At 61.6% G+C, this 21,066-nt stretch carries 22 protein-coding genes; 14 read left to right on the forward strand and 8 right to left on the reverse strand.

Going from position 1 to position 21,066, the window contains the following annotated elements:
- Positions 1-186: 186 nt before the first annotated feature.
- Genes lpdA through REH59_RS07555 form a run of 4 tightly spaced genes read right to left on the reverse strand, consistent with a single transcriptional unit; the run spans position 187 to position 5,133 of the window.
- Positions 187-1,566, reverse strand: coding sequence for a dihydrolipoyl dehydrogenase (gene lpdA, locus REH59_RS07540; protein ID WP_003254489.1), 1,380 nt, complete (start codon positions 1,564-1,566; stop codon positions 187-189).
- Between the two features lie 2 nt (positions 1,567-1,568).
- Complete coding sequence (locus REH59_RS07545; protein ID WP_010955112.1) at positions 1,569-2,840, reverse strand: dihydrolipoamide acetyltransferase family protein; 1,272 nt, start codon at positions 2,838-2,840, stop codon at positions 1,569-1,571.
- Positions 2,841-3,899, reverse strand: coding sequence for an alpha-ketoacid dehydrogenase subunit beta (locus tag REH59_RS07550; protein WP_003254487.1), 1,059 nt, complete (start codon positions 3,897-3,899; stop codon positions 2,841-2,843).
- A 1-nt stretch (position 3,900) separates the two neighbouring features.
- The gene (locus tag REH59_RS07555) at positions 3,901-5,133 is read right to left on the reverse strand and encodes a 3-methyl-2-oxobutanoate dehydrogenase (2-methylpropanoyl-transferring) subunit alpha (protein WP_003254486.1); all 1,233 of its coding nucleotides are present in this window, start codon (positions 5,131-5,133) and stop codon (positions 3,901-3,903) included.
- A gap of 198 nt (positions 5,134-5,331) precedes the next feature.
- Here REH59_RS07555 and bkdR point away from each other — a divergent pair, with 198 nt between their 5' ends.
- The 3 genes from bkdR (at position 5,332) to REH59_RS07570 (ending at position 8,779) form a co-directional block, all read left to right on the forward strand.
- On the forward strand, positions 5,332-5,817 hold the full coding sequence (gene bkdR / locus REH59_RS07560; protein ID WP_003254485.1) for a Bkd operon transcriptional regulator BkdR: 486 nt from the start codon (positions 5,332-5,334) through the stop codon (positions 5,815-5,817).
- A gap of 253 nt (positions 5,818-6,070) precedes the next feature.
- Complete coding sequence (locus REH59_RS07565; RefSeq protein WP_167551151.1) at positions 6,071-7,312, forward strand: glutamine synthetase family protein; 1,242 nt, start codon at positions 6,071-6,073, stop codon at positions 7,310-7,312.
- Positions 7,313-7,444: 132 nt separating this feature from the next.
- A complete protein-coding gene (locus REH59_RS07570; protein WP_010955108.1) occupies positions 7,445-8,779 on the forward strand; it encodes an MFS transporter in 1,335 nt (444 codons plus the stop codon).
- A gap of 93 nt (positions 8,780-8,872) precedes the next feature.
- Here REH59_RS07570 and REH59_RS07575 read toward each other — a convergent pair whose 3' ends face one another.
- From REH59_RS07575 to flgA, 4 genes are all read right to left on the reverse strand, one after another.
- The gene (locus tag REH59_RS07575; RefSeq protein ID WP_012051591.1) at positions 8,873-9,616 is read right to left on the reverse strand and encodes a flagellar brake protein; all 744 of its coding nucleotides are present in this window, start codon (positions 9,614-9,616) and stop codon (positions 8,873-8,875) included.
- A 79-nt stretch (positions 9,617-9,695) separates the two neighbouring features.
- The gene (locus REH59_RS07580; RefSeq protein ID WP_012051592.1) at positions 9,696-10,163 is read right to left on the reverse strand and encodes a flagella synthesis protein FlgN; all 468 of its coding nucleotides are present in this window, start codon (positions 10,161-10,163) and stop codon (positions 9,696-9,698) included.
- Between the two features lie 49 nt (positions 10,164-10,212).
- Positions 10,213-10,527 (reverse strand): flagellar biosynthesis anti-sigma factor FlgM, encoded by a 315-nt coding sequence (gene flgM / locus REH59_RS07585; RefSeq protein ID WP_003254479.1) that lies wholly within the window; start codon positions 10,525-10,527, stop codon positions 10,213-10,215.
- Between the two features lie 164 nt (positions 10,528-10,691).
- Entirely contained in the window at positions 10,692-11,444 is a 753-nt protein-coding gene (flgA, locus tag REH59_RS07590; RefSeq protein ID WP_003254477.1) for a flagellar basal body P-ring formation chaperone FlgA, read from the reverse strand.
- Positions 11,445-11,521: 77 nt separating this feature from the next.
- Here flgA and REH59_RS07595 point away from each other — a divergent pair, with 77 nt between their 5' ends.
- From REH59_RS07595 to REH59_RS07645, 11 genes are all read left to right on the forward strand, one after another.
- Positions 11,522-12,451 carry a chemotaxis protein CheV gene (locus REH59_RS07595; protein WP_010955104.1) on the forward strand — a complete coding sequence of 310 codons (930 nt, stop codon included), beginning with the start codon at positions 11,522-11,524 and terminating at the stop codon, positions 12,449-12,451.
- Positions 12,452-12,502: 51 nt separating this feature from the next.
- Positions 12,503-13,330, forward strand: coding sequence for a protein-glutamate O-methyltransferase CheR (cheR, locus tag REH59_RS07600; protein WP_004575768.1), 828 nt, complete (start codon positions 12,503-12,505; stop codon positions 13,328-13,330).
- A gap of 470 nt (positions 13,331-13,800) precedes the next feature.
- Positions 13,801-14,211, forward strand: a complete 411-nt coding sequence (gene flgB / locus REH59_RS07605) for a flagellar basal body rod protein FlgB (RefSeq protein ID WP_012051595.1) — start codon at positions 13,801-13,803, stop codon at positions 14,209-14,211.
- Between the two features lie 2 nt (positions 14,212-14,213).
- Positions 14,214-14,657, forward strand: a complete 444-nt coding sequence (flgC, locus tag REH59_RS07610) for a flagellar basal body rod protein FlgC (protein WP_012051596.1) — start codon at positions 14,214-14,216, stop codon at positions 14,655-14,657.
- A gap of 15 nt (positions 14,658-14,672) precedes the next feature.
- Entirely contained in the window at positions 14,673-15,377 is a 705-nt protein-coding gene (gene flgD / locus REH59_RS07615; protein WP_012051597.1) for a flagellar hook assembly protein FlgD, read from the forward strand.
- Positions 15,378-15,408: 31 nt separating this feature from the next.
- Positions 15,409-17,163 (forward strand): flagellar hook-basal body complex protein, encoded by a 1,755-nt coding sequence (locus tag REH59_RS07620; protein WP_014860309.1) that lies wholly within the window; start codon positions 15,409-15,411, stop codon positions 17,161-17,163.
- A 72-nt stretch (positions 17,164-17,235) separates the two neighbouring features.
- The gene (locus REH59_RS07625) at positions 17,236-17,424 is read left to right on the forward strand and encodes a hypothetical protein (protein WP_012051599.1); all 189 of its coding nucleotides are present in this window, start codon (positions 17,236-17,238) and stop codon (positions 17,422-17,424) included.
- 205 nt (positions 17,425-17,629) lie between these two features.
- The gene (locus REH59_RS07630; RefSeq protein ID WP_012051600.1) at positions 17,630-18,370 is read left to right on the forward strand and encodes a flagellar basal body rod protein FlgF; all 741 of its coding nucleotides are present in this window, start codon (positions 17,630-17,632) and stop codon (positions 18,368-18,370) included.
- Between the two features lie 48 nt (positions 18,371-18,418).
- On the forward strand, positions 18,419-19,204 hold the full coding sequence (gene flgG / locus REH59_RS07635) for a flagellar basal-body rod protein FlgG (RefSeq protein ID WP_012051601.1): 786 nt from the start codon (positions 18,419-18,421) through the stop codon (positions 19,202-19,204).
- 36 nt (positions 19,205-19,240) lie between these two features.
- On the forward strand, positions 19,241-19,936 hold the full coding sequence (flgH, locus tag REH59_RS07640) for a flagellar basal body L-ring protein FlgH (protein ID WP_012051602.1): 696 nt from the start codon (positions 19,241-19,243) through the stop codon (positions 19,934-19,936).
- Between the two features lie 12 nt (positions 19,937-19,948).
- On the forward strand, positions 19,949-21,058 hold the full coding sequence (locus REH59_RS07645) for a flagellar basal body P-ring protein FlgI (protein ID WP_004575771.1): 1,110 nt from the start codon (positions 19,949-19,951) through the stop codon (positions 21,056-21,058).
- Positions 21,059-21,066 lie beyond the last annotated feature (8 nt).

Here is a 21,066-nt window from a genome sequence, read left to right on the forward strand (position 1 = left end):
TACGGCGAGGAGCGACAACGCCGCATGAGCGCAAAAAGCGCCGCGAATTATTGGCCGTATTTGCAAAACACCACACTAGCCCCTCAAAGAGCGCGCTGTTTTCTGGAGGCTTGGATGGCCTGAATGAAAAAAGACCCGCAGCGCCTCTCGGCGCAGCGGGCCAAATCGGCCTCGGCCGCTTCAGTGTCAGATATGCAAGGCGTGGCCCAACGCGCGCAGGGCGGCTTCTTGCACCGCTTCACCCAACGTGGGGTGGGCATGAATGGTGCCGGCCACATCTTCCAGGCACGCGCCCATCTCCAGCGATTGGGCAAACGCGGTGGATAGCTCGGAGACCGCCACGCCAACCGCCTGCCAACCCACGATCAGGTGGTTGTCACGGCGCGCCACCACCCGCACGAAACCGCTTTTCGACTCCAGGCTCATGGCCCGGCCATTGGCGGCAAACGGGAACTGCGCGACGATGCAGTCCAGGCCCTGCTGGCTGGCTTGTTCCGGGGTTTTGCCGACCACCACCACTTCCGGGTCGGTAAAGCACACGGCGGCAATCGCTGCCGGCTCGAAGCGTCGGGCCTTGCCGGCGATGATTTCGGCGACCATCTCGCCCTGGGCCATGGCCCGGTGCGCCAGCATTGGTTCGCCAGCGACGTCGCCGATGGCCCAGACGTTGTGCATGCTGGTATGACAGCGCTCGTCGATGGCAATGGCGGCGCCGTTCATCTTCAGGTCCAGGCATTCCAGGTTGAAGCCCTTGGTGCGTGGCCGGCGGCCAACGGCCACCAGTACCTGGTCGGCCTCCAGGCGCAGTTGCCCACCCTTGCCGTCGCTGGCCAGCAGGCAGCCATTTTCGTAGCCCTCGACGCTGTGGCCCAGGTGCAACGCGATGCCCAGTTTCTTCAGCGACTCGGCCACCGGGGCGGTCAATTCGCTGTCGTAGGTCGGCAGGATGCGCTCACGTGCTTCCACCACACTCACCTGTGCACCCAGCTTGCGATAGGCAATGCCCAGCTCCAGGCCGATATAGCCACCGCCAACCACTACCAGGTGTTGCGGCAGGGCTTTCGGCGCCAGAGCTTCGGTCGAGGAAATCACCGGGCCACCCAGCGGCAGCATCGGCAGTTCGACACTGCTGGAACCGGTCGCCAGCAACAGATGCTCGCACTGGATACGCTGGCCATCGACCTCGACCTGCTTGCCGTCCAGTACCTTGGCCCAGCCATGCATCACTTTTACCCCGTGCTTTTTCAGCAAGGCGGCAACACCGGTGGTCAGACGGTCGACAATGCCGTCCTTCCAGGTGACGCTCTGGCCGATGTCCAGGCGCGGCGAAGCCACGCTGATGCCCAGCGGCGAGGGTTCGGTAAAGCGCGAGGCCTGGTGAAACTGCTCGGCCACGTGGATCAGCGCCTTGGACGGGATGCAGCCGATGTTCAGGCAGGTGCCGCCCAGTGCCTGGCCTTCCACCAGTACGGTAGGAATGCCCAGTTGCCCGGCGCGGATGGCTGCTACATAGCCGCCAGGGCCGCCGCCGATGATCAACAGGGTAGTCTGGATAATCTGTTGCATGCTCACTCCACGAACAGGCAGGCGGGTTGTTCGAGCAGGCCACGCACGGCCTGGATGAACAGGGCGGCGTCCATGCCATCGACCACGCGATGGTCGAACGAGCTGGACAGGTTCATCATCTTGCGCACGACGATCTGGCCGTCGATCACCACTGGCCGTTCGACCATGCGGTTGACCCCGACGATTGCCACTTCCGGGGTGTTGACCACCGGCGTGCTGACAATGCCACCCAAGGCGCCGAGGCTGGTCAGGGTGATGGTCGAACCGGACAGCTCCTCGCGGCTGGCCTTGTTGTTACGTGCAGCGTTGGCCAGGCGCGAAATCTCGCCGGCATTGGCCCACAGGCTGCCCGCTTCGGCGTGGCGCAACACGGGCACCATCAGGCCGTTGTCACCTTGGGTGGCAATGCCCACATGCACCGCGCCATGGCGGGTGATGATCTGCGCTTCGTCGTCGTAGGTCGCGTTGATCTGCGGGAAGTCACGCAGCGCCACGACGAGGGCGCGCACCAGGAATGGCAGCAAGGTCAGCTTGCCACGGCTGTCGCCGTGCTTGCTGTTGAGTTGCTGGCGCAGGGCCTCCAGGGCGGTGACGTCGATTTCCTCGACATAACTGAAGTGCGCGACCCGGCGTTTGGCGTCCTGCATGCGCTGGGCGATCTTGCGGCGCAGGCCGATCACCGGCACCTGCTCGCTGTCGGTGCGCTTGGCATAACCATCAGGTGCTTGCCCGGCATTGCTTTGCGGCTTGCTCATGAAGGCGTCGAGGTCTTCGTGCAGAATGCGCCCGGCCGGGCCGCTACCATGCACATAACGCAGTTCGATACCGGCGTCCAGTGCGCGTTTGCGCACGGCCGGCGAGGCCAGCGGCTTGTCGCCCGGCTGGCGCGGCACGATGGGCGCAGCTTCGTGGTTGGCGGGCGCCTGGTACACGGCGGGTTTTACGTCTTTCTGCGGTTCCGGCTTGGCTGCAATCGGGGCGGCCGGGGCCTCTACCGGTTTTGGCTGAGGCACGTCCACATGGTTGCCGCTGCCTTCCACTTCGATGCGGATCAGTTCGCTACCGACCGCCATCACTTCCCCGGGCTGGCCACCCAGGGCCAACACCTTGCCGCTGACCGGCGAGGGGATTTCCACAGTGGCCTTGTCGGTCATGACGTCGGCCACCACCTGGTCCTCGGCGATGATGTCGCCGACCTTGACGAACCATTCCACCAACTCGACCTGCGCGATGCCTTCGCCAATGTCCGGCATCTTGATGACATGCGTGCCCATTCAGACCTCCATGACCTTTTTCAGTGCCGCACCTACCCGCGAAGGGCCGGGGAAGTAAGCCCATTCCTGTGCGTGAGGGTAGGGGGTGTCCCAGCCGGTGACGCGCTCGATCGGCGCCTCCAGGTGGTGGAAGCAGTGCTCCTGCACCAGCGCCACCAGCTCGGCACCGAAGCCGCAGGTGCGGGTGGCCTCGTGCACCACCACGCAACGGCCGGTCTTTTTCACCGACTCGACGATGGTGTCCAGGTCCAGCGGCCACAGGCTGCGCAGGTCGATCACTTCGGCATCGACGCCGCTTTCTTCGGCGGCCACCTGGGCCACGTACACCGTGGTGCCGTAAGTCAGTACGGTCACGTCATTGCCAGGGCGGGTAATGGCGGCCTTGTCCAGCGGTACGGTGTAATAGCCGTCGGGCACGGCGCTGTGCGGGTGCTTCGACCACGGGGTTACAGGGCGGTCGTGGTGGCCATCGAACGGGCCGTTGTACAGGCGTTTGGGCTCCAGGAAGATTACCGGGTCGTCGCATTCGATCGAGGCAATCAGCAGGCCTTTGGCGTCATAAGGGTTGGACGGCATCACGGTGCGCAGGCCGCAGACCTGGGTGAACATCGCTTCCGGGCTCTGGCTGTGAGTCTGGCCGCCATAGATGCCGCCGCCGCAAGGCATGCGCAGGGTCAGCGGGGCAATGAACTCGCCGGCCGACCGGTAACGCAGGCGGGCCAGCTCGGAGACGATCTGGTCGGAGGCCGGGTAGAAGTAGTCGGCGAACTGGATCTCCACCACCGGGCGCAGGCCATAGGCACCCATGCCCACGGCGGTACCGACGATGCCGCTCTCGGAGATGGGCGCGTCGAACACGCGCGATTTGCCGTACTTGTTCTGCAGGCCTTCGGTGCAGCGGAACACGCCGCCGAAGTAACCGACGTCCTGGCCGTACACCACCACATTGTCGTCGCGCTCAAGCATGACATCCATGGCCGAGCGCAGGGCCTGGATCATGGTCATGGTAGTGGTGGCCATGGCGGTTTCCGGGTTGATGCTGTTGTTGTGGTCGTTCATCTCAAACCCCCAGTTCCTGGCGTTGACGGCGCAGGTGTTCGGGCATCTCCTTGTACACATCCTCGAACATCGAGGCGGCGCTCGGGATGTGCCCGTTAGCCAGGGTGCCGTACTGCTCGGCTTCTTTCTGTGCGGCAATCACCGCAGCTTCGAGCTCGGCCGTGACGGCCTGGTGTTCTTCTTCGGACCAGTGGCCGATCTTGATCAGGTGCTGCTTCAGGCGGGCGATCGGGTCACCCAGCGGGAAGTGGCTCCAGTCATCGGCAGGGCGGTACTTGGAGGGGTCGTCCGACGTCGAGTGCGGGCCGGCACGGTAGGTGACCCACTCGATCAGGCTTGGGCCCAGGCCGCGGCGGGCGCGCTCGGCAGCCCAGCGCGAGGCGGCGTACACGGCGACGAAGTCGTTGCCGTCAACCCGCAGCGAAGCAATACCGCAACCCACGCCACGGCCGGCAAAGGTGGTCGACTCGCCACCGGCGATGGCCTGGAAGGTGGAAATGGCCCACTGGTTGTTGACCACGTTGAGGATGACCGGGGCGCGGTATACGTGGGCAAAGGTAAGGGCGGTGTGGAAGTCTGACTCGGCAGTAGCGCCGTCACCGATCCACGCCGAGGCGATCTTGGTATCGCCCTTGATCGCCGATGCCATGGCCCAGCCGACCGCCTGCACGAACTGGGTCGCCAGGTTGCCGCTGATGGTGAAGAAGCCGGCTTCGCGCACCGAGTACATGATCGGCAACTGGCGGCCCTTGAGGGGGTCGCGCTCGTTGGACAGCAGTTGGCAGATCATCTCGACCAGCGACACGTCGCGGGCCATCAGGATGCTTTGCTGGCGGTAGGTCGGGAAGCACATGTCGGTGCGGTTCAGCGCCAGCGCCTGGCCGCTGCCGATGGCTTCTTCGCCCAGGCTTTGCATGTAGAAGGACATCTTCTTCTGGCGCTGGGCAACCACCATGCGGCTGTCGAAGATCCGCGTCTTGAGCATGGCGCGCATGCCTTGACGAAGGATCTGCGGGTCAATGTCTTCGGCCCAGGGGCCTTGCGCGTCGCCTTGCTCGTCGAGCACGCGGACCAGGCTGTAGGACAGGTCGGCAGTGTCGGCAGCATCGACATCGATCGCGGGTTTACGGGCTTGACCTGCATCGTTGAGGCGCAGGTAGGAAAAATCGGTCTGGCAGCCTGGCCGGCCGGTGGGCTCGGGCACATGCAAACGCAGGGGGGCGTACTCGTTCATGCTTTTTACGCTCGCTCGGGTATTTGTTTTTGTGAGCTCTGAAGCGGCCGCCGCTGAGTACCGGCTTGTGACTGGTAAGTCAGCGTCACCTACATCTTAGTGGCCCGGCAGGAGAATTTTTCTCTCAAGTTGATTGCCTTTGCTGAGCGGGGCAGATAAACATTCCGCATAAACACAAAAAACCGGTGATTTTGTCTTATGCGCAAACTCGATCGTACTGATATCGGCATTCTCAACAGCCTGCAAGAGAACGCCCGCATCACCAATGCCGAGCTGGCACGCTCGGTGAACCTGTCGCCCACGCCTTGTTTCAACCGGGTGCGGGCCATGGAAGAGCTGGGGGTGATCCGCCAGCAGGTGACCTTGCTGTCGCCTGAGGTGCTGGGGCTGGATGTGAATGTGTTTATCCATGTCAGCCTGGAAAAACAGGTGGAGCAGTCGTTGCATCGGTTTGAAGAAGAGATCGCCGAGCGGCCCGAGGTGATGGAGTGCTACCTGATGACCGGGGACCCGGATTACCTGTTGCGGGTGCTGCTGCCGAGCATCCAGGCGCTGGAGCGGTTTCTCGATTACCTGACGCGCTTGCCGGGGGTGGCCAATATTCGTTCGAGTTTTGCCCTGAAGCAGGTGCGCTACAAGACGGCGTTGCCGTTGCCGGCCAATGGCATGACCTTGCGGGAGTAGGGGGCTGTGCCGGCCTCTTCGCGGGTGAACCCGCTCCTACACGGGGCGCACCCACCTGTAGGCGCGGGGTCACCCGCGAAGAGGCCGACACAGGCACCTATATAGGCTGCTTGATATTTTAAACACCCGCAGCCTATGTTGTTGTCAGCCTACAACAACAAGGACAAGCGTCATGAGCACCGCTCAGCTCCAGGGCATCGATGAAATCGAATGCGTCACCCCCGACCTCAACGGCGTCCCGCGCGGCAAGGTGATGACCGCCGACGGCTTCCTCGAAGGCCGTCGCCTGCAGATGGCCCGGGGTGTGCTGCTGCAGTGCATCATGGGTGGCTACCCAGCGGCGAAGTTCTACGGCAGTGATGACGGCGACCTGGCACTGGTGGCCGAACCCAGTCAGGTCCACCGCCTGCCCTGGAGCAACGACGGCCGTGCCTTGGCCATCTGCGATGCCAACGAGCTGGATGGCCGGCCCTCGGCACTGTCCACCCGGGGCCAGCTAAAAGCCGTGATAGCCCGCTATGCGGCACTGGGCTTGGCGCCGGTAGTGGCAACCGAGCTGGAGTTCTTCGTCTTCGCCCCCAACACCGACCCGCAGCAACCGTTCCTGCCGCCTGTAGGCAGCGATGGCCGCCGCGAGCTGGGCCATTCGGCGTTCAGTGTCAGTTCCAACAACGGCCTGCGCCCGTTCTTCAAGGAGGTGTACCACTGCATGGCCGCGCTCGGCCTGCCACGTGACACCTTCATGCACGAAATGGGTGTCAGCCAGTTCGAGATCAACCTGCTGCACGGCGACCCGCTGCTGTTGGCCGACCAGACCTTCCTGTTCAAGCACCTGCTCAAGGAAGTGGCGCTCAAGCACGGGCTGACGGTGGTCTGCATGGCCAAGCCGCTGGCGCATACGCCCGGCAGTTCCATGCACATTCACCAGAGCCTGGTCGAGGCCGGCAGCGGGCGTAACGTGTTCAGTGACGAGCAGGGCCTGCCGACAGACACCTTCCACCACTTCATCGGTGGGTTACAGGCGTGCATGGCCGACTTCACCGCCCTGTTCGCGCCCAACGTCAATTCCTACCAGCGCCTGTGCCACCCCTATGCCTCGCCGAACAATGCGTGCTGGTCCGAGGACAATCGCGCTGCTGGCTTGCGCATTCCGGCCAGTGCACCGGTCGCCCGACGGGTGGAGAACCGCCTGCCAGGCGCCGATGCCAACCCGTACCTGGCCATTGCTGCCAGCCTGGCCGCCGGGCTGCATGGCATCGAGCAGCGCTTGCAACCATCGCCGGCCATCCAGGGCGAATTCGAAGTGCCCGAGCACCTGAGCCTGCCGTGCACGCTGCACGCGGCCCTTGAAAGGCTCAAGCGCAGCGCGCTGGCGCGGGAACTGTTCGGCAGCGAGTTCATCGAAGGCTACATTGCCAGCAAGACGCTTGAGCTGAGCGATTTCTTCGACGAGATCACGCCGTGGGAGCGCCGGGTCCTGGCGGCACAGGCCTGAGCGCGACACAACCTGCACCGGGCACGCCCCCGCAATGCCAAATAGCTGTCGGGGGGCCTGCGCCAGGCGGTTTTTGCCTTTATGCTGCTAGCACCCAAAACTGCCACCTGACCAGGGAGCTCCACGGGACGTATGCGAAATGTATGGAAGCCGTTTCAGTCGTTGTATTTCGCCGCGCTGATGATGTTGATCGGCTCGGGCCTGCTCAGCACCTACCTGGCCCTGCGCCTGGCTGCCGACCACGTCGACAGCCTGTGGGTGGGTGCGTTGATGGCGGCCAACTACTTTGGTCTGGCGGTTGGCGGCAAGGTTGGCCACCGGCTGATCGGACGGGTAGGGCACATACGCGCCTATGCCACCTGTGCCGGTATCGTCGGCGCTGCGGTGCTCGGGCATGGCCTGACCAGCTGGCTGCCGGCCTGGGTCGGGCTGCGCGTGATCGTCGGCCTGGGGATGATGTGCCAATACATGGTCATCGAGAGCTGGCTCAATGAGCAGGCCGATGTGAAACACCGGGGCGCGGTGTTCAGCGGCTACATGATTGCCTCGTACCTGGGGCTGGTGCTTGGCCAGTTGATTCTGGTGGTGCACCCGCAGCTCGGCCCTGAGCTGCTGATGCTGGTGGCGATGTGCTTTGCCCTGTGCCTGGTGCCCGTGGCGATGACCCGGCGTATTCACCCGGCGCCCTTGCGCCCGGCACCGATGGAGCCGAAGTTTTTCATCAAGCGCGTGCCGCAGTCGCTCAGTACGGTTTTGGGCTCGGGGCTGATTGTCGGCTCGTTCTACGGTCTGGCGCCTTTATATGCGTCAAGCCAGGGGATGAGTACCGAGCAGATCGGTCTGTTCATGGGTAGCTGCATTTTTGCCGGCCTGCTGGTGCAGTGGCCGCTGGGCTGGTTGTCTGACCGTTATGACCGGGCGGTGCTGATTCGGAGTGTGGCAGTGGGGCTGGCGCTGGCTGCTGCGCCATTGGCAATACTGCCCAGTGTGCCGCTGGAGTTGCTGTTCGGTATCGGCTTCCTGATCTCGCTGCTGCAGTTCTGCCTGTACCCGCTGGCGGTTGCGTTTTCCAATGACCACGTGGAAAGCGAGCGCCGGGTATCGCTGACGGCGATGCTGTTGGTGACCTACGGTGTGGGTGCATGCGTCGGCCCGCTGGCGGCAGGCGTTCTGATGAAAGTGCTGGGCGCGCAGATGCTGTATGCCTTCTTCGTGTTCTTTGCCCTGGTGCTGGTCTGGCGCATTCGGCCGAAAGCGGTTACCGGCCTGCATCAGGTGCAGGACGCACCGCTGGGCCACGTGGCGATGCCGGCGGCCGGTTCGCCATTGTCGGCGGCGCTGGACCCGCGAGTGGATGAGCAGACGGTGCAGGACGTGATGCAGGCGCCGGTGGCGGCTGAAGACACCGAGGATGAAGAGAAGGGCGCGCAGCAACAGGCGCCTGAAGAGGTCAGCAAGTCGGTGTAGGAGCGGGTTTACCCGCGAAGAGGCCAGCCCAGCAGAAACACAAATGAAAACGCCACCTCAGCAGGTGGCGTTTTCTGTTTTACCGACCGACGATCAATAATCGTCCTTGTCGAACCGCCGCGCCTCACGCTGCAGCTGGTACACGAAACTCTCGATCTTGCGTTGAGCCTGCCCGCTCAGGTTGTGGAAGCGCACGCCGGCAAAGGTGGTGTTGATGCGCTCTTCATAGTGCAGATGACGCAGCTCGACCATGGTGTCCACCAGGCCCAGTGGGTTGCCTGCCTTGAAACGCTCATACACCTGGCCCAGTTGCAAGCGGTCTTCGACATTGCCTTCGAAGCGCAGTTTGCAGCCGGTGGCCGAGATATCCAGCAGCTTGCCTCGCATGGCGCCGTTGCCTTTGAGGTGAGCACCGTCGAGGATGATATCGACCAGTTGCGATAGCTTCAGTGCGGCGCGGAAGGCGTTGCGGCGCTGGTGATAGGTCATCTCTTGCGGCAGGGCGCCGCTGTAGCAACGGTGGCCGTCGACTTCGCTGATTTTCAGTGCGTGATCGCATTCCCAGGCGATGCGTACACCATCGTGGAAGCCTTCGACACGGAAGTGCTCGCCGTTCTCGATGAATTTCTCGCCGTCACGGGGGATCATCTCATCCAGTGCCAGGGTGTTGCTTTCGCGGTCCACGTGTACCACATAGCTCTGGAAGCGCTGGCTGCGGTCGTGGAAGGTGATGATCAGGGGGTCGTGGCTTTCCTGCAGCTGCCGCAAGTTGGCCGCAATCTCCAAGGGGGTGCTCAACACCTTGGGTGGTTGCGGGGCATCGGATTCATTGAACACAGCTTATCGTTCTCCAGGCAAAAGCGACACACGCAAGTAACGGCATTTTGCCACTATGTTCTGTGCCTTGATAGAAAAATCACACTTGGCTGAGCGCGCGCGGCTTGGCCAGAGGCGAGGTGCTGCCACGGCTGTCGTAGAGCGAAGGCGAGTCGCCGCCCATGAGGATCCGGATCTGGTTGTTGGTGACGTGTTGCTGCACCTGGATGATCCGGCCATTGGTTTCGTTAAGCTGTTGGCAGGCTTGCATCAACTGGCTGATCACGTCCAGTTGTTGCAGGATCAATTCACCGTTAGGCGATTGGGCCGCCACAGCCTCCACGCCGGCGCGATCCGCGCTCAGGCCAAGGCTGGTGAGCAGGTTGTTGCGCCGCAGGCCTTGCTGCTCCAGCAACACGATCAAAGACTGCTTGCGGGCCAGGATATTTTCCAGTGGCGCCATATCGCGGCCATGCAGGGCTACCGACTCCTTCTGCAGAAGGTCGAGCAGTTCCTGCATCGGGGCAATGTCATCTTCGATCAGTTGCAGCAAGGTGGTGTCGTGCATGGCTAACTCTTGGCTTTTCAGGCGTCCGTGAAGTCAGCGCGCCGTACGGTCAGCGCTGGGCTTCGAAATCGAGCAGTTTGCTGGCGACCCGGCCGGCATCGACCTGGTAGCTGCCGTCGGCGATTGCCTGCTTCAACTGGGCCACACGGGCGCTGTTGACCACGGGCTCGTCGCGCAGCTTGTCGCTGATCTTCTGCAACTGCTGTGCCTCTTGGCTGAGGTGTACCGCCTCTCCGCTGGCGCTGGTGTCTTTCACCGCTTCCTGGCTGGCTGCCGGTTTTTCGGCGCTGCCGGACGCGGTGTTGCCGCGCACGCCGCCCGTGACGGACGGAGAGTTATTTAAACGACTGAAGTCGATGACCATGATCAGAAACCTCTGGGTATTTGGACGCTTGCCTTGTTTTCGGCCAACCCGATATAAACTTTAGGCACAAATGCATTGCCGCCTGTCGGCAAGCCCGCGAACCCGTGTTCTGACACAGTTTAGGAAAAGCGGTTCCTCACTGCCAGCGCAATCTGGTGGTCAGCCTACATACTGACCTCGACCTGGCCCGGGCCGGTCACCCTGGCCTTGACCACGCGTTTTGAATTGAGGTTGCGTACCCGGATCTGCTCGCTCAGGCCGCCCTTGCTCAGGGCTTCGCCCGGCATGCGCACACTCAGGCTGCCACTGCGGGCAATGATCACCACCTGGTCACCCTTGCGCACCACCTCGGCCTGTTCCAGGTGTTGCGGGGTGAGCACTTGGTCGATCACCGTGGGGCGCAGCATCTTCATGCCCACCGCCTGGTCCAGCTCGGTCAGAAAGCCCTGGCCCAGGGTGCCGACATCGCGCTCGCGCAGGGCCACGTCACCTTCGCCGACCGTGTTGTCGCGCTTGAGCGGGCGGGTCACCACCACCACGTCGCGGAAAAGTCGCACGGTGGCCGGCACAAATACCGTCCACGGTGCTGCGCCGTTGCAACGTACCCGTACCGTCACCCGGCCCAGCGGCTGGGCCGGGCTTTCCAGTGAGGCGTCCAGCTGCTGGCTGCACAACGGCATGCGCAGGCGTGGGTCCAGCGGGTTGACCTGGATTTCATAGCGGCCGGCAGTCTGGGTGGTGGACAGATAATCTTCAACGGTGAATTCAAGAAACCCTTGGGTGACACCGATAAGCTGTTCAGGCAAGGTGAACGCGTTCGCCACCGTGCGAACGCCGGGCATCAGCAGGCACAGCGTGGCCAGCGGGCCAGTCAGCAGGCGTGTCAATCGTCGGGAAAATGTCGTTTTCGTGTGCATGACACTCAAAAAAGCAAAGCCCGTGCCGACTCGCTACCTGAGTTGCAACGAAAGGCTGAAACGTTAAGGAGTCTGGCATGGCGGGTGTTATGGATTCGGTCAACCAGCGCACGCAGCTGGTGGGGCAGAATCGCCTGGAATTGCTGCTGTTCCGCCTCAATGGCGAACAGCTTTACGGCATCAATGTGTTCAAGGTCAGGGAAGTACTGCAATGCCCTGCGCTGACCCTGCTGCCCAAGGCGCACCCTGTGGTGCGTGGCGTTGCCAATATTCGCGGGGCGACCATCCCGATCCTCGACTTGTCGATGGCCACCGGGTTGCGGCCGCTGCAGGAAGACACACGCAACAGCTTCGTGATCATCACCGAGTACAACACCAAGACCCAAGGCTTCCTGGTGCATTCGGTGGAGCGCATCGTCAACATGAACTGGGAAGAGATCCATCCGCCACCCAAGGGTACCGGCCGTGATCACTACCTCACCGCGGTCACCCGGGTGGACAACCGCATGGTCGAGATCATTGACGTGGAGAAGGTGCTGGCCGAAGTATCGCCGTCGTCCGAGTCGGTATCGGCCGGTGTGATCGATGCCGAAGTGCAGGACAAGGCGGTGTTGATGCGGGTGCTGACCGTCGACGACTCGTCAGTGGCGCGCAAGCAGGTCAGCCGTTGCCTGCAGACCGTTGGGGTCGAGGTGGTGGCGCTCAATGATGGCCGTCAGGCGCTGAACTACCTGCGTCAGCTGGTGGATGAGGGCAAAAAGCCGGAAGAAGAGTTCCTGATGATGATCTCGGACATTGAAATGCCGGAAATGGACGGATATACGCTAACCGCGGAGATTCGCAGCGATCCGCGCATGCAAAAATTGCACATCTGCCTGCATACTTCGCTTTCCGGGGTGTTCAACCAGGCAATGGTCAAGAAGGTCGGCGCCGATGACTTCCTGGCCAAGTTCAAGCCGGACGACTTGGCCCAACGGGTGGTCGACCGGATCAAGGCAGCGCATTGAAGCAGCCGGGGGCATGCCCCCGGCACCAGTGATTGAAAAGAGGCGGCAGTAGTGTCTACGGGTAATTTGGATTTCGAACAGTTCCGGGTCTTCCTGGAGAAAGCCTGTGGCATCCTGCTGGGCGAGAATAAGCAGTATCTGGTTTCCAGCCGTCTCAACAAGCTGATGGAACAACAGGGCATCAAGAGCCTGGGTGAGCTGGTGCAGCGCATTCAGGCCCAGCCGCGCGGCGGTTTGCGCGAGCAGGTGGTCGATGCCATGACCACCAACGAGACCCTGTGGTTTCGCGACACCTACCCCTTTGAGGTGTTGAAGAACAAGGTGATCCCCGAGTTCATTCGCAACAACCCCGGCCAGCGCCTGCGCATGTGGTCGGCGGCCTGTTCGTCGGGGCAGGAGCCGTATTCCATCTCGATGGCGATCGACGAGTTCGAGCGCAGCAACCTCGGCCAGTTGAAGATGGGGGCGCAGATCGTCGCCACCGACCTCTCCGGCACCATGCTGACCAACTGCAAGACCGGCGAATACGATAGCCTGGCGATTGCCCGCGGCCTGTCCCAGGAGCGCCTGCAGCGCTACTTCGACCCCAAGGGGCCGGGGCGTTGGGCGGTCAAGCCAGCGATTCGCAGCCGTGTCGAGTTTCGCTCGTTCAACCTGCTCGACAGCTATGCCAGTCTGGGCAAGTTCGACATCGTGTTCTGCCGCAATGTGCTGATCTATTTCTCGGCGCAGGTGAAGAAGGACATCCTGCTGCGCATTCACAGTACCCTCAAGCCAGGTGGCTACCTGTTCCTCGGCGCCTCGGAAGCGCTGAACGGCTTGCCGGACCATTACCAGATGGTGCAGTGCAGCCCGGGGATCATCTACCAGGCCAAGTAAGCACGAAGGCCGGTATCGAGAGATGCCGGTCTTTTTATTTGCCTATCCGCTGTTCCTGCCGAGCTCCCCGTAGGAGCGGGTTTACCCGCGAAGAGGCCGGCCCTGCTGGCCAATTTCCACCCGCCGTTCAGCGTTGTCGCCGCCACCGTATTCGCGGGTAAACCCGCTCCTACACAGGTCGGTGGTGAACACACATCGGGTGTTGGGCACAGGCCGCTGTAGGAGCGGGTTTACCCGCGAAGAGGCCCGCTCAGGAAAACACTGACGTCAATTTTTTGTTTTGCCGCTTTTGCCGCCCATCAATTGCCGCTTTTGTCACCTCAGGCGGAAGGCCTTTGCCGCTTTTCTGGCATCAGTCTGACAGTACGATTCCGCCAAGCCCCATGAACATGGGCTTCTTCGTGGTTGGCACAGCCCTTGCTAAACCAAGCTCAACGAAATTCCGGTCAACCTCTGAAGGTTTCCCCGACATGAGCATCAGTTTCGACAAGGCGCTTGGTATCCACGAAAAGGCCCTGGGCTTCCGCGCTCAGCGCGCCGAGGTGCTGGCCAACAATATCGCCAACGCCGACACGCCCAATTACAAGGCGCGTGACATGGACTTTTCTTCGGTGCTCGCCGCCGAGACCAGCAAGCAGCAAGGCGGCCGCTTCGCCATGGACCGTACCAACAGCCGGCACATCGAAGCCGAAGGCCTCGCCATCGCGGCTGACGATACCCTCAAGTACCGTACACCGCTGCAGCCGTCGATCGACCAGAACACCGTGGACGCGCAGATCGAGCAATCGAACTACACCGAAAACGCGATTGGCTTCCAGGCAAGCTTCACCTTGCTCAACAGTAAATTCAAAGGGCTGGTTTCCGCCCTGCGGGGAGAATGACCATGTCCCTTTCCAGTGTCTTCAACATTGCCGGTAGCGGCATGAGCGCACAGAACACGCGTCTGAACACCGTGGCGTCCAACATCGCCAACGCCGAGACCGTGTCTTCGAGCATCGACCAGACGTACCGCGCCCGTCACCCGGTGTTCGCCACCACTTTCCAGAATGCACAGGCCGGCAGCAGCCAGTCGCTGTTCGAAGACCAGGGCGAGGCAGGGCAGGGCGTGCAGGTAAAAGGCATCGTCGAAGACCAGAGCACGCTGGAAGCACGCTACGAGCCGAACCACCCGGCGGCGAACAAGGACGGCTACGTCTACTACCCGAACGTCAATGTGGTCGAGGAGATGGCTGACATGATCTCCGCCAGTCGCGCGTTTCAGACCAACGCCGAACTGATGAATACGGCCAAGAGCATGATGCAGAAAGTGCTGACCCTGGGGCAGTGATAAGGAATTCAGACCATGGCAATCGATACTAACGGTGTAAACCTCAATGACGTGCTGTCGGCGTCGGGCGTGGGCACCAGCACCAAAAAGACCACGGACACTGCATCCAAGACCGGCAACGATTCGCTTGGCAAAGATGCCTTTCTGCAGCTGCTGGTCACCCAGATGCAACACCAGAACCCGCTGGACCCGCAGGATAACAGCGAGTTCGTTGCCCAGTTGGCGCAGTTCAGCAGCCTGGAAGGTATTACCTCGCTGAACGATTCTGTCAGCTCCATCACCAGTGCAATGGCCTCGTCCCAGGCGCTTCAGGCGTCGTCGCTGGTAGGGCGGTCGGTGGTGGTTCAGAACGACAAGGCTGTGGTTGATACCGCTGAAAGCTTCAATGCCCAGTTCGTTGTGCCCCAAGCCATCAGTGAAGCGAAGATCACTATCAAGGACAAGGATGGCAACACAGTCAAGACCATCGAGTTGGGTGAGCAGAAAGCCGGTTACGCCGACTTCATCTGGGACGGTACCAACAACAGTGGCGAGAAAGTCGACCCGGGCACTTACACCTTCACCGCTAGCACCACAGTCGATGGCGAGGCGGTGCAAATGAGCACGCTGTTGCCGGCCAAGGTAACCAGCGTCAGCTTCAGTGCCTCAGGAGAAATGGTGCTCAACCTTGCCGGTGTAGGCAAGGTCTCCCTCTCCGACGTGCAAACCATCGGTATCTAAGGCCCGCTAGCGCGGCAAAAGGAGCGAATTCATGTCTTTCAATATCGGCCTTAGCGGTCTGTACGCAGCCAACAAACAACTGGATGTCACCGGCAACAACATCGCCAACGTCAATACCACGGGGTTCAAGGCCTCGCGTGCCGAGTTCGCGGATGTTTACGCGGGCGCCAACCGTCTGGGTGTGGGCAAGAACCAGGTGGGCAATGGTGTGCGGCTGGCAGCCATTTCCCAGCAATTCACCCAGGGTGATGTAAACACCACGGGCAACGCGCTGGACATGGGTATCCAGGGTCAGGGCTTCTTCGTGCTGTCTGACAACGGCTCGAAGGTTTACACGCGGGCGGGTTCTTTCCAGCCCAGCAAGGACAACTTCGTCGAGACCTCCGATGGCCTGCGCCTGCAAGGTTACATGGCGGATGCCACCGGCAAGATCCAGAAAAGCGGCCTGACCGACCTGAAAATCGACACATCGGCATTGCAGCCCAAGCCGACCTCGTTGATCGATCAGGGTATCAACCTGAACTCCTCGGCGGCCTCGATTCCTTTCCAGGTGTATGACAACACCAAGCCGCCAGCCATGGCTGCATTCGACCCTGCGGACCCAAGCACTTATCAGCGCTCTAGCACCAGTACCGTGCTGGATGCTGACGGCGTAGAGCACGAAGTGCAGCAGTACTACCGCAAGACCGATACCAATGAATGGACCATGTACACGCTGGTCGATGGTCGAAACCCGTTCGATCCAGCCAGTACCACCCCGCTGGCCGGCACCATCAACTACAACAGTGATGGCACCATCAGCTCCATGCTGGCCGACACCACGGGTGTGCCAAGTGGGGCGTCGTTCACTGTCAGCAATGGTGCATTTGCCATGACCGGCTGGGTGCCGGCCGCTCAGGATGCGAATGGCGACTGGGTTGCCAGTGGCGCGGCAGGTACTGACCAGGCGCTGGGTGTTACCTCGCCTGCCTTGGTGGCGAACAAGCCGTTCGACCCTTCTGACGATTCGACCTATACCCGCTCGTTCCCGACCAAGGTGTATGACAGCCAGGGCAACGAACACACCATGGAGCAGTTCTACCGTAAGACGGGCACCAACGAGTGGACCATGTACACGCTCGTTGATGGGCGCAACCCGTTCAATCCGGGGAGTACGGAGCCACTGGTGGGCACGATCGCATTCAACAGTGATGGTTCGGTCAACTCGATGACAGCCGACAATACGGGGCATCCGGTGGGCACCTCGTTCACGGTCGTCAACAATACCTTCAGCATGATTGGCTGGGTGCCGGCAGCCGAAGATGCTTCAGGTAACTGGAGTGCCAATGGCGCGGTGGGCGATGCTGCCGGCATGAAAATGTCGATGGCCAGCACCACCTCCTACAACACTGAAACTGCGCGCATGTCCCAGTCTCAGGACGGTTATGCCACGGGCATCCTGTCCAACCTGAGCATCGACGCGACAGGTGTATTGTTCGCCTCCTTCAGCAATGGCCAGTCGCGCGCCATTGGCCAGGTAGCGCTGGCGAGTTTTGCCAACGAGCAGGGGCTGCAGCAAATCGGCAGTACCCGTTGGACCGAGACCTACAACTCTGGCATTCCGGGTATCGATTCGCCGAAAACCGGTACTTTGGGTGCGATCGAGTCCAACTCCCTGGAAGGTTCCAACGTCAACCTGACGCAGGAACTGGTTGATCTGATCAAGGCGCAAAGCTACTACCAGGCGAATGCCAAGACCATTTCGACCGAAAGCACCGTGATGCAGACCATCATTCAGATGACTTGATCGTCATCGTTCGAGTGAGTGCAGGCGAACCCCTTTCTCGTGAAGGGGTTCGTTGTTTTTGCAGGAGGGGTGATGAAAAGGCTGTTTGTCGGAATGCTGCTCGCCTGCTGTCTTGGGCAGGTGCAGGCGGCGCCAGCGCCATACTGGCGATGGGAAAGCCTGGTAGATGGGCGTCTGGTGTGTTCGCAGTGGTCGCCAGGTGAAGGCTGGAGACGCTTTGCCGGGCCCTACAACAATGCGCGTTGCCGTGACCTGCCGTAGGCACAGGTTTGCCTGCAAATGAAGCCTTTTTGCCGCCAGCGGCAAAACAGCGCCGGATAACCGGCGGCCGTCGCTGCGCGGGCTTTCTCAACTGCCCATATTCATGGGCTTTTTCCTGCTTTTGGCAAGTTGGTTCGGAACTTGCTTTAGCCCCTGTAGAGCAACGGCGAACGGCAAACGGCCGCCAGTGCAATGGAGGATGATTGTGGACAAGATGCTTTATGTGGCCATGACCGGGGCCAGCCAGAACGCGCTGGCGCAGAAGGCTCATGCCAACAACCTGGCCAACATTTCGACCAATGGTTTTCAGCGTGACCTGGAGCAGGCGCGCTCGATGCCGGTGTTCGGTGACAGCTTTCCGGCGCGTGCCTTTGCCATGACCGAGCGCCCAGGCACCGACTTCAGTGAAGGCCCGATGGTGGAAACCGGCCGTGACCTGGATGTGACTGTGAGCGGTAACGGTTTTATCGCCGTGCAGGCACCAGATGGCAGCGAAGCGTATGTGCGTACCGGTAGTCTGAACATCGATGCTCTCGGGGTATTGCGTACCGGCAACGGTATGCCTGTGCTTGGCAACGGCGGCCCGATTGCCATCCCGCCCGAGCAGAAGGTCGAAGTCGGCTCCGATGGCACCATCAGCATCCGTTCCATGGGTGAAGACCCGCGCGTGATGGCGGAAGTCGACCGCATCAAGCTGGTCAACCCCGACACCAAAGGCCTGACCAAGGGCCAGGACGGGCTGATTCACACCTCGTCCGGCCAACCCGCGGATGCCGACGTCAACGTGCGGGTGGTTTCAGGTTTTCTGCAGGGCAGCAACGTCAATGCTGTCGAGGAAATGACCTCTGTACTGGCGCTGTCCCGCCAGTTCGAACTGCACGTCAAGATGATGAACGCAGCCAAGGAAGGCGACGAAGCCATGGCGCGTGTTTTGCAACTCGGCTAACCACATTTGAACGGGTGCCGTAATTCAGGCGCACGAGGAGAACACTAAATGCTTCCGGCTCTCTGGGTCGCTAAAACCGGCCTGTCCGCACAGGACACCAACCTGACGGTCATCTCCAACAACCTGGCCAACGTCTCGACCACCGGCTTCAAGCGTGATCGTGCCGAGTTCCAGGACCTGCTGTACCAGATCAAGCGTCAGCCAGGCGCGCAGTCTACCCAGGACAGCGAACTGCCGTCGGGCCTGCAGGTCGGTACCGGTGTGCGCATTGTCGGCACGCAGAAAAACTTCCAGACCGGTAGCTTGCAGACCACGGAAAACCCGCTGGATATGGCTGTCAATGGCCGTGGTTTCTTCCAGATCCTGCAGCCTGACGGCACCGTCTCCTACACCCGCGACGGTACGTTCCACCTGAACTCCGATGGCCAGATCGTCAACGCCGATGGCTTGGCGCTCGAGCCTGCCATCGTGGTCCCGAACGACGCCCAGACCTTCACCGTCGGGCAGGACGGCACCGTGTCGATCACCACCGCCGGCAACCCGGCTGCGCAGGTTATCGGCAACATTCAGACCGCCGACTTCATCAACCCGGCTGGCCTGCAGGCGATGGGTAACAACCTGTTCCTGGAAACCGCTGCCAGTGGTGCACCGCAGGTCGGCACTCCGGGCCTCAATGGCTTCGGCACTACCCTTCAGCAGACGCTGGAAAACTCCAACGTCAGCACGGTGGAAGAGCTGGTGAACATGATCACCACCCAGCGCGCCTACGAGATGAACTCCAAGGTCATCTCCACCGCCGACCAGATGCTGTCGTTCGTTACTCAGCAGCTCTAAGCCCTGTCGCTTTGTTACACCCGTGAGGTTTGCATCATGAATCGTCTGTTGTCCGTGTTCGCCCTGGGGGGGGCGGTGTTGCTGGCAGGTTGCGTCGCACCGACGCCCAAGCCCAACGACCCGTACTATGCGCCGGTGTTGCCGCGCACCCCGTTGCCGGCAGCGGCCAACAACGGTTCTATCTACCAGGCCGGTTTCGAGCAGAACCTGTACAGCGACCGCAAGGCGTTCCGGGTGGGTGACATCATCACCATCACGCTCAATGAGCGCACGTCCGCCAGCAAGAACGCGGGCTCGCAGATCGCCAAGACCAGCAAGACCGACATCGGCCTGACTTCGCTGTTTGGTACCACGCCCAACACCAATAATCCGTTCGGTGGCGGCGACCTTTCGCTGGAGGCCGGTTACAGCGGCGATCGCGCCACCAAGGGCGACAGCAAGGCCACCCAAGGCAACACGCTGACCGGTTCGATCACCGTCACCGTGGCCGAGGTGCTGCCCAACGGCATTATCGCCGTGCGCGGCGAGAAGTGGCTGACCCTGAACACCGGCGAAGAGCTGGTGCGCATTGCCGGCATGATCCGCGCTGACGATATCGCCACCGACAACACCGTGCCGTCCACCCGTGTGGCCGACGCGCGCATCACCTACTCCGGCACCGGTTCGTTCGCCGATGCCAGCCAGCCCGGGTGGCTGGACCGCTTCTTCATCAGCCCGCTTTGGCCTTTCTGAGTACGGATGACCATGTTCAACGTAAGGCAGCTGATTGCCACAACCCTGCTTTTGTCCTGCGCCTTCGCTGCCCAGGCCGAGCGTCTGAAGGACATTGCCAGCATCTCTGGCGTACGTTCCAACCAGTTGATTGGTTACGGCCTGGTGGTGGGCCTCAATGGCACGGGTGACCAGACCACCCAGACGCCGTTCACCCTGCAAACCTTCAACAACATGCTGTCGCAATTCGGCATCAAGGTGCCGGCCGGTTCCGGCAACGTACAGCTGAAGAACGTTGCCGCAGTGTCGGTGCATGCCGACCTGCCACCGTTCGCCAAGCCGGGCCAGGTGGTGGACATCACCGTGTCGTCGATCGGTAACTCGAAAAGCCTGCGCGGCGGCAGCCTGTTGATGACCCCGCTCAAGGGTATCGACGGCAATGTCTACGCCATTGCCCAAGGCAACCTGGTCGTGGGCGGCTTTGATGCCGAAGGTCGTGACGGCTCGAAGATCACTGTCAATGTTCCGTCGGCCGGTCGTATTCCGGGTGGTGCCAGTGTCGAGCGTGCGGTGCCGAGTGGCTTCAACCAGGGCAATACCCTGACCCTGAACCTCAATCGCCCCGACTTCACGACCGCCAAGCGCATCGTGGACAAGGTCAACGACCTGCTCGGCCCCGGCGTGGCCCAGGCCGTGGATGGTGGTTCGGTGCGAGTCAGTGCGCCGATGGACCCAAGCCAGCGCGTGGATTATCTGTCGATCCTCGAAAACCTCGAAATCGACCCGGGCCAGGCGGTGGCCAAGGTCATCATCAACTCGCGTACCGGTACCATTGTCATCGGCCAGAACGTCAAGGTGTCGCCGGCGGCGGTAACCCACGGCAGCCTGACCGTGACCATCACCGAAGACCCGATCGTCAGCCAGCCGGGGGCCTTCTCCAATGGCCAGACTGCCGTGGTGCCACGCTCGCGGGTCAATGCCGAGCAGGAAGCCAAGCCGATGTTCAAGTTCGGCCCAGGCACCACGCTGGATGAAATCGTCCGCGCGGTGAACCAGGTGGGCGCAGCGCCCGGCGACCTGATGGCGATCCTCGAAGCCTTGAAGCAGGCCGGCGCCTTGCAGGCCGACCTGATCGTGATCTGAGGACGGCG

This window comes from Pseudomonas sp. BO3-4, from assembly GCF_034044115.1.
GTDB classification, from domain to species: domain Bacteria; phylum Pseudomonadota; class Gammaproteobacteria; order Pseudomonadales; family Pseudomonadaceae; genus Aquipseudomonas; species Aquipseudomonas alloputida.

Excerpts from the sequence above, each read along its gene's own strand:
- lpdA (WP_003254489.1), bottom strand. The coding sequence starts at position 1,566 with ATGCAACAGATTATCCAGACTACCCTGTTGATCATCGGCGGCGGCCCT.
- REH59_RS07545 (WP_010955112.1), bottom strand. The coding sequence starts at position 2,840 with ATGGGCACGCATGTCATCAAGATGCCGGACATTGGCGAAGGCATCGCG.
- REH59_RS07550 (WP_003254487.1), bottom strand. The coding sequence starts at position 3,899 with ATGAACGACCACAACAACAGCATCAACCCGGAAACCGCCATGGCCACC.
- REH59_RS07555 (WP_003254486.1), bottom strand. The coding sequence starts at position 5,133 with ATGAACGAGTACGCCCCCCTGCGTTTGCATGTGCCCGAGCCCACCGGC.
- bkdR (WP_003254485.1), top strand. The coding sequence starts at position 5,332 with ATGCGCAAACTCGATCGTACTGATATCGGCATTCTCAACAGCCTGCAA.
- REH59_RS07565 (WP_167551151.1), top strand. The coding sequence starts at position 6,071 with ATGACCGCCGACGGCTTCCTCGAAGGCCGTCGCCTGCAGATGGCCCGG.
- REH59_RS07570 (WP_010955108.1), top strand. The coding sequence starts at position 7,445 with ATGCGAAATGTATGGAAGCCGTTTCAGTCGTTGTATTTCGCCGCGCTG.
- REH59_RS07580 (WP_012051592.1), bottom strand. The coding sequence starts at position 10,163 with ATGCACGACACCACCTTGCTGCAACTGATCGAAGATGACATTGCCCCG.
- flgM (WP_003254479.1), bottom strand. The coding sequence starts at position 10,527 with ATGGTCATCGACTTCAGTCGTTTAAATAACTCTCCGTCCGTCACGGGC.
- flgA (WP_003254477.1), bottom strand. The coding sequence starts at position 11,444 with ATGCACACGAAAACGACATTTTCCCGACGATTGACACGCCTGCTGACT.
- REH59_RS07595 (WP_010955104.1), top strand. The coding sequence starts at position 11,522 with ATGGCGGGTGTTATGGATTCGGTCAACCAGCGCACGCAGCTGGTGGGG.
- flgB (WP_012051595.1), top strand. The coding sequence starts at position 13,801 with ATGAGCATCAGTTTCGACAAGGCGCTTGGTATCCACGAAAAGGCCCTG.
- flgC (WP_012051596.1), top strand. The coding sequence starts at position 14,214 with ATGTCCCTTTCCAGTGTCTTCAACATTGCCGGTAGCGGCATGAGCGCA.
- flgD (WP_012051597.1), top strand. The coding sequence starts at position 14,673 with ATGGCAATCGATACTAACGGTGTAAACCTCAATGACGTGCTGTCGGCG.
- REH59_RS07620 (WP_014860309.1), top strand. The coding sequence starts at position 15,409 with ATGTCTTTCAATATCGGCCTTAGCGGTCTGTACGCAGCCAACAAACAA.
- REH59_RS07625 (WP_012051599.1), top strand. The coding sequence starts at position 17,236 with ATGAAAAGGCTGTTTGTCGGAATGCTGCTCGCCTGCTGTCTTGGGCAG.
- flgG (WP_012051601.1), top strand. The coding sequence starts at position 18,419 with ATGCTTCCGGCTCTCTGGGTCGCTAAAACCGGCCTGTCCGCACAGGAC.
- flgH (WP_012051602.1), top strand. The coding sequence starts at position 19,241 with ATGAATCGTCTGTTGTCCGTGTTCGCCCTGGGGGGGGCGGTGTTGCTG.
- REH59_RS07645 (WP_004575771.1), top strand. The coding sequence starts at position 19,949 with ATGTTCAACGTAAGGCAGCTGATTGCCACAACCCTGCTTTTGTCCTGC.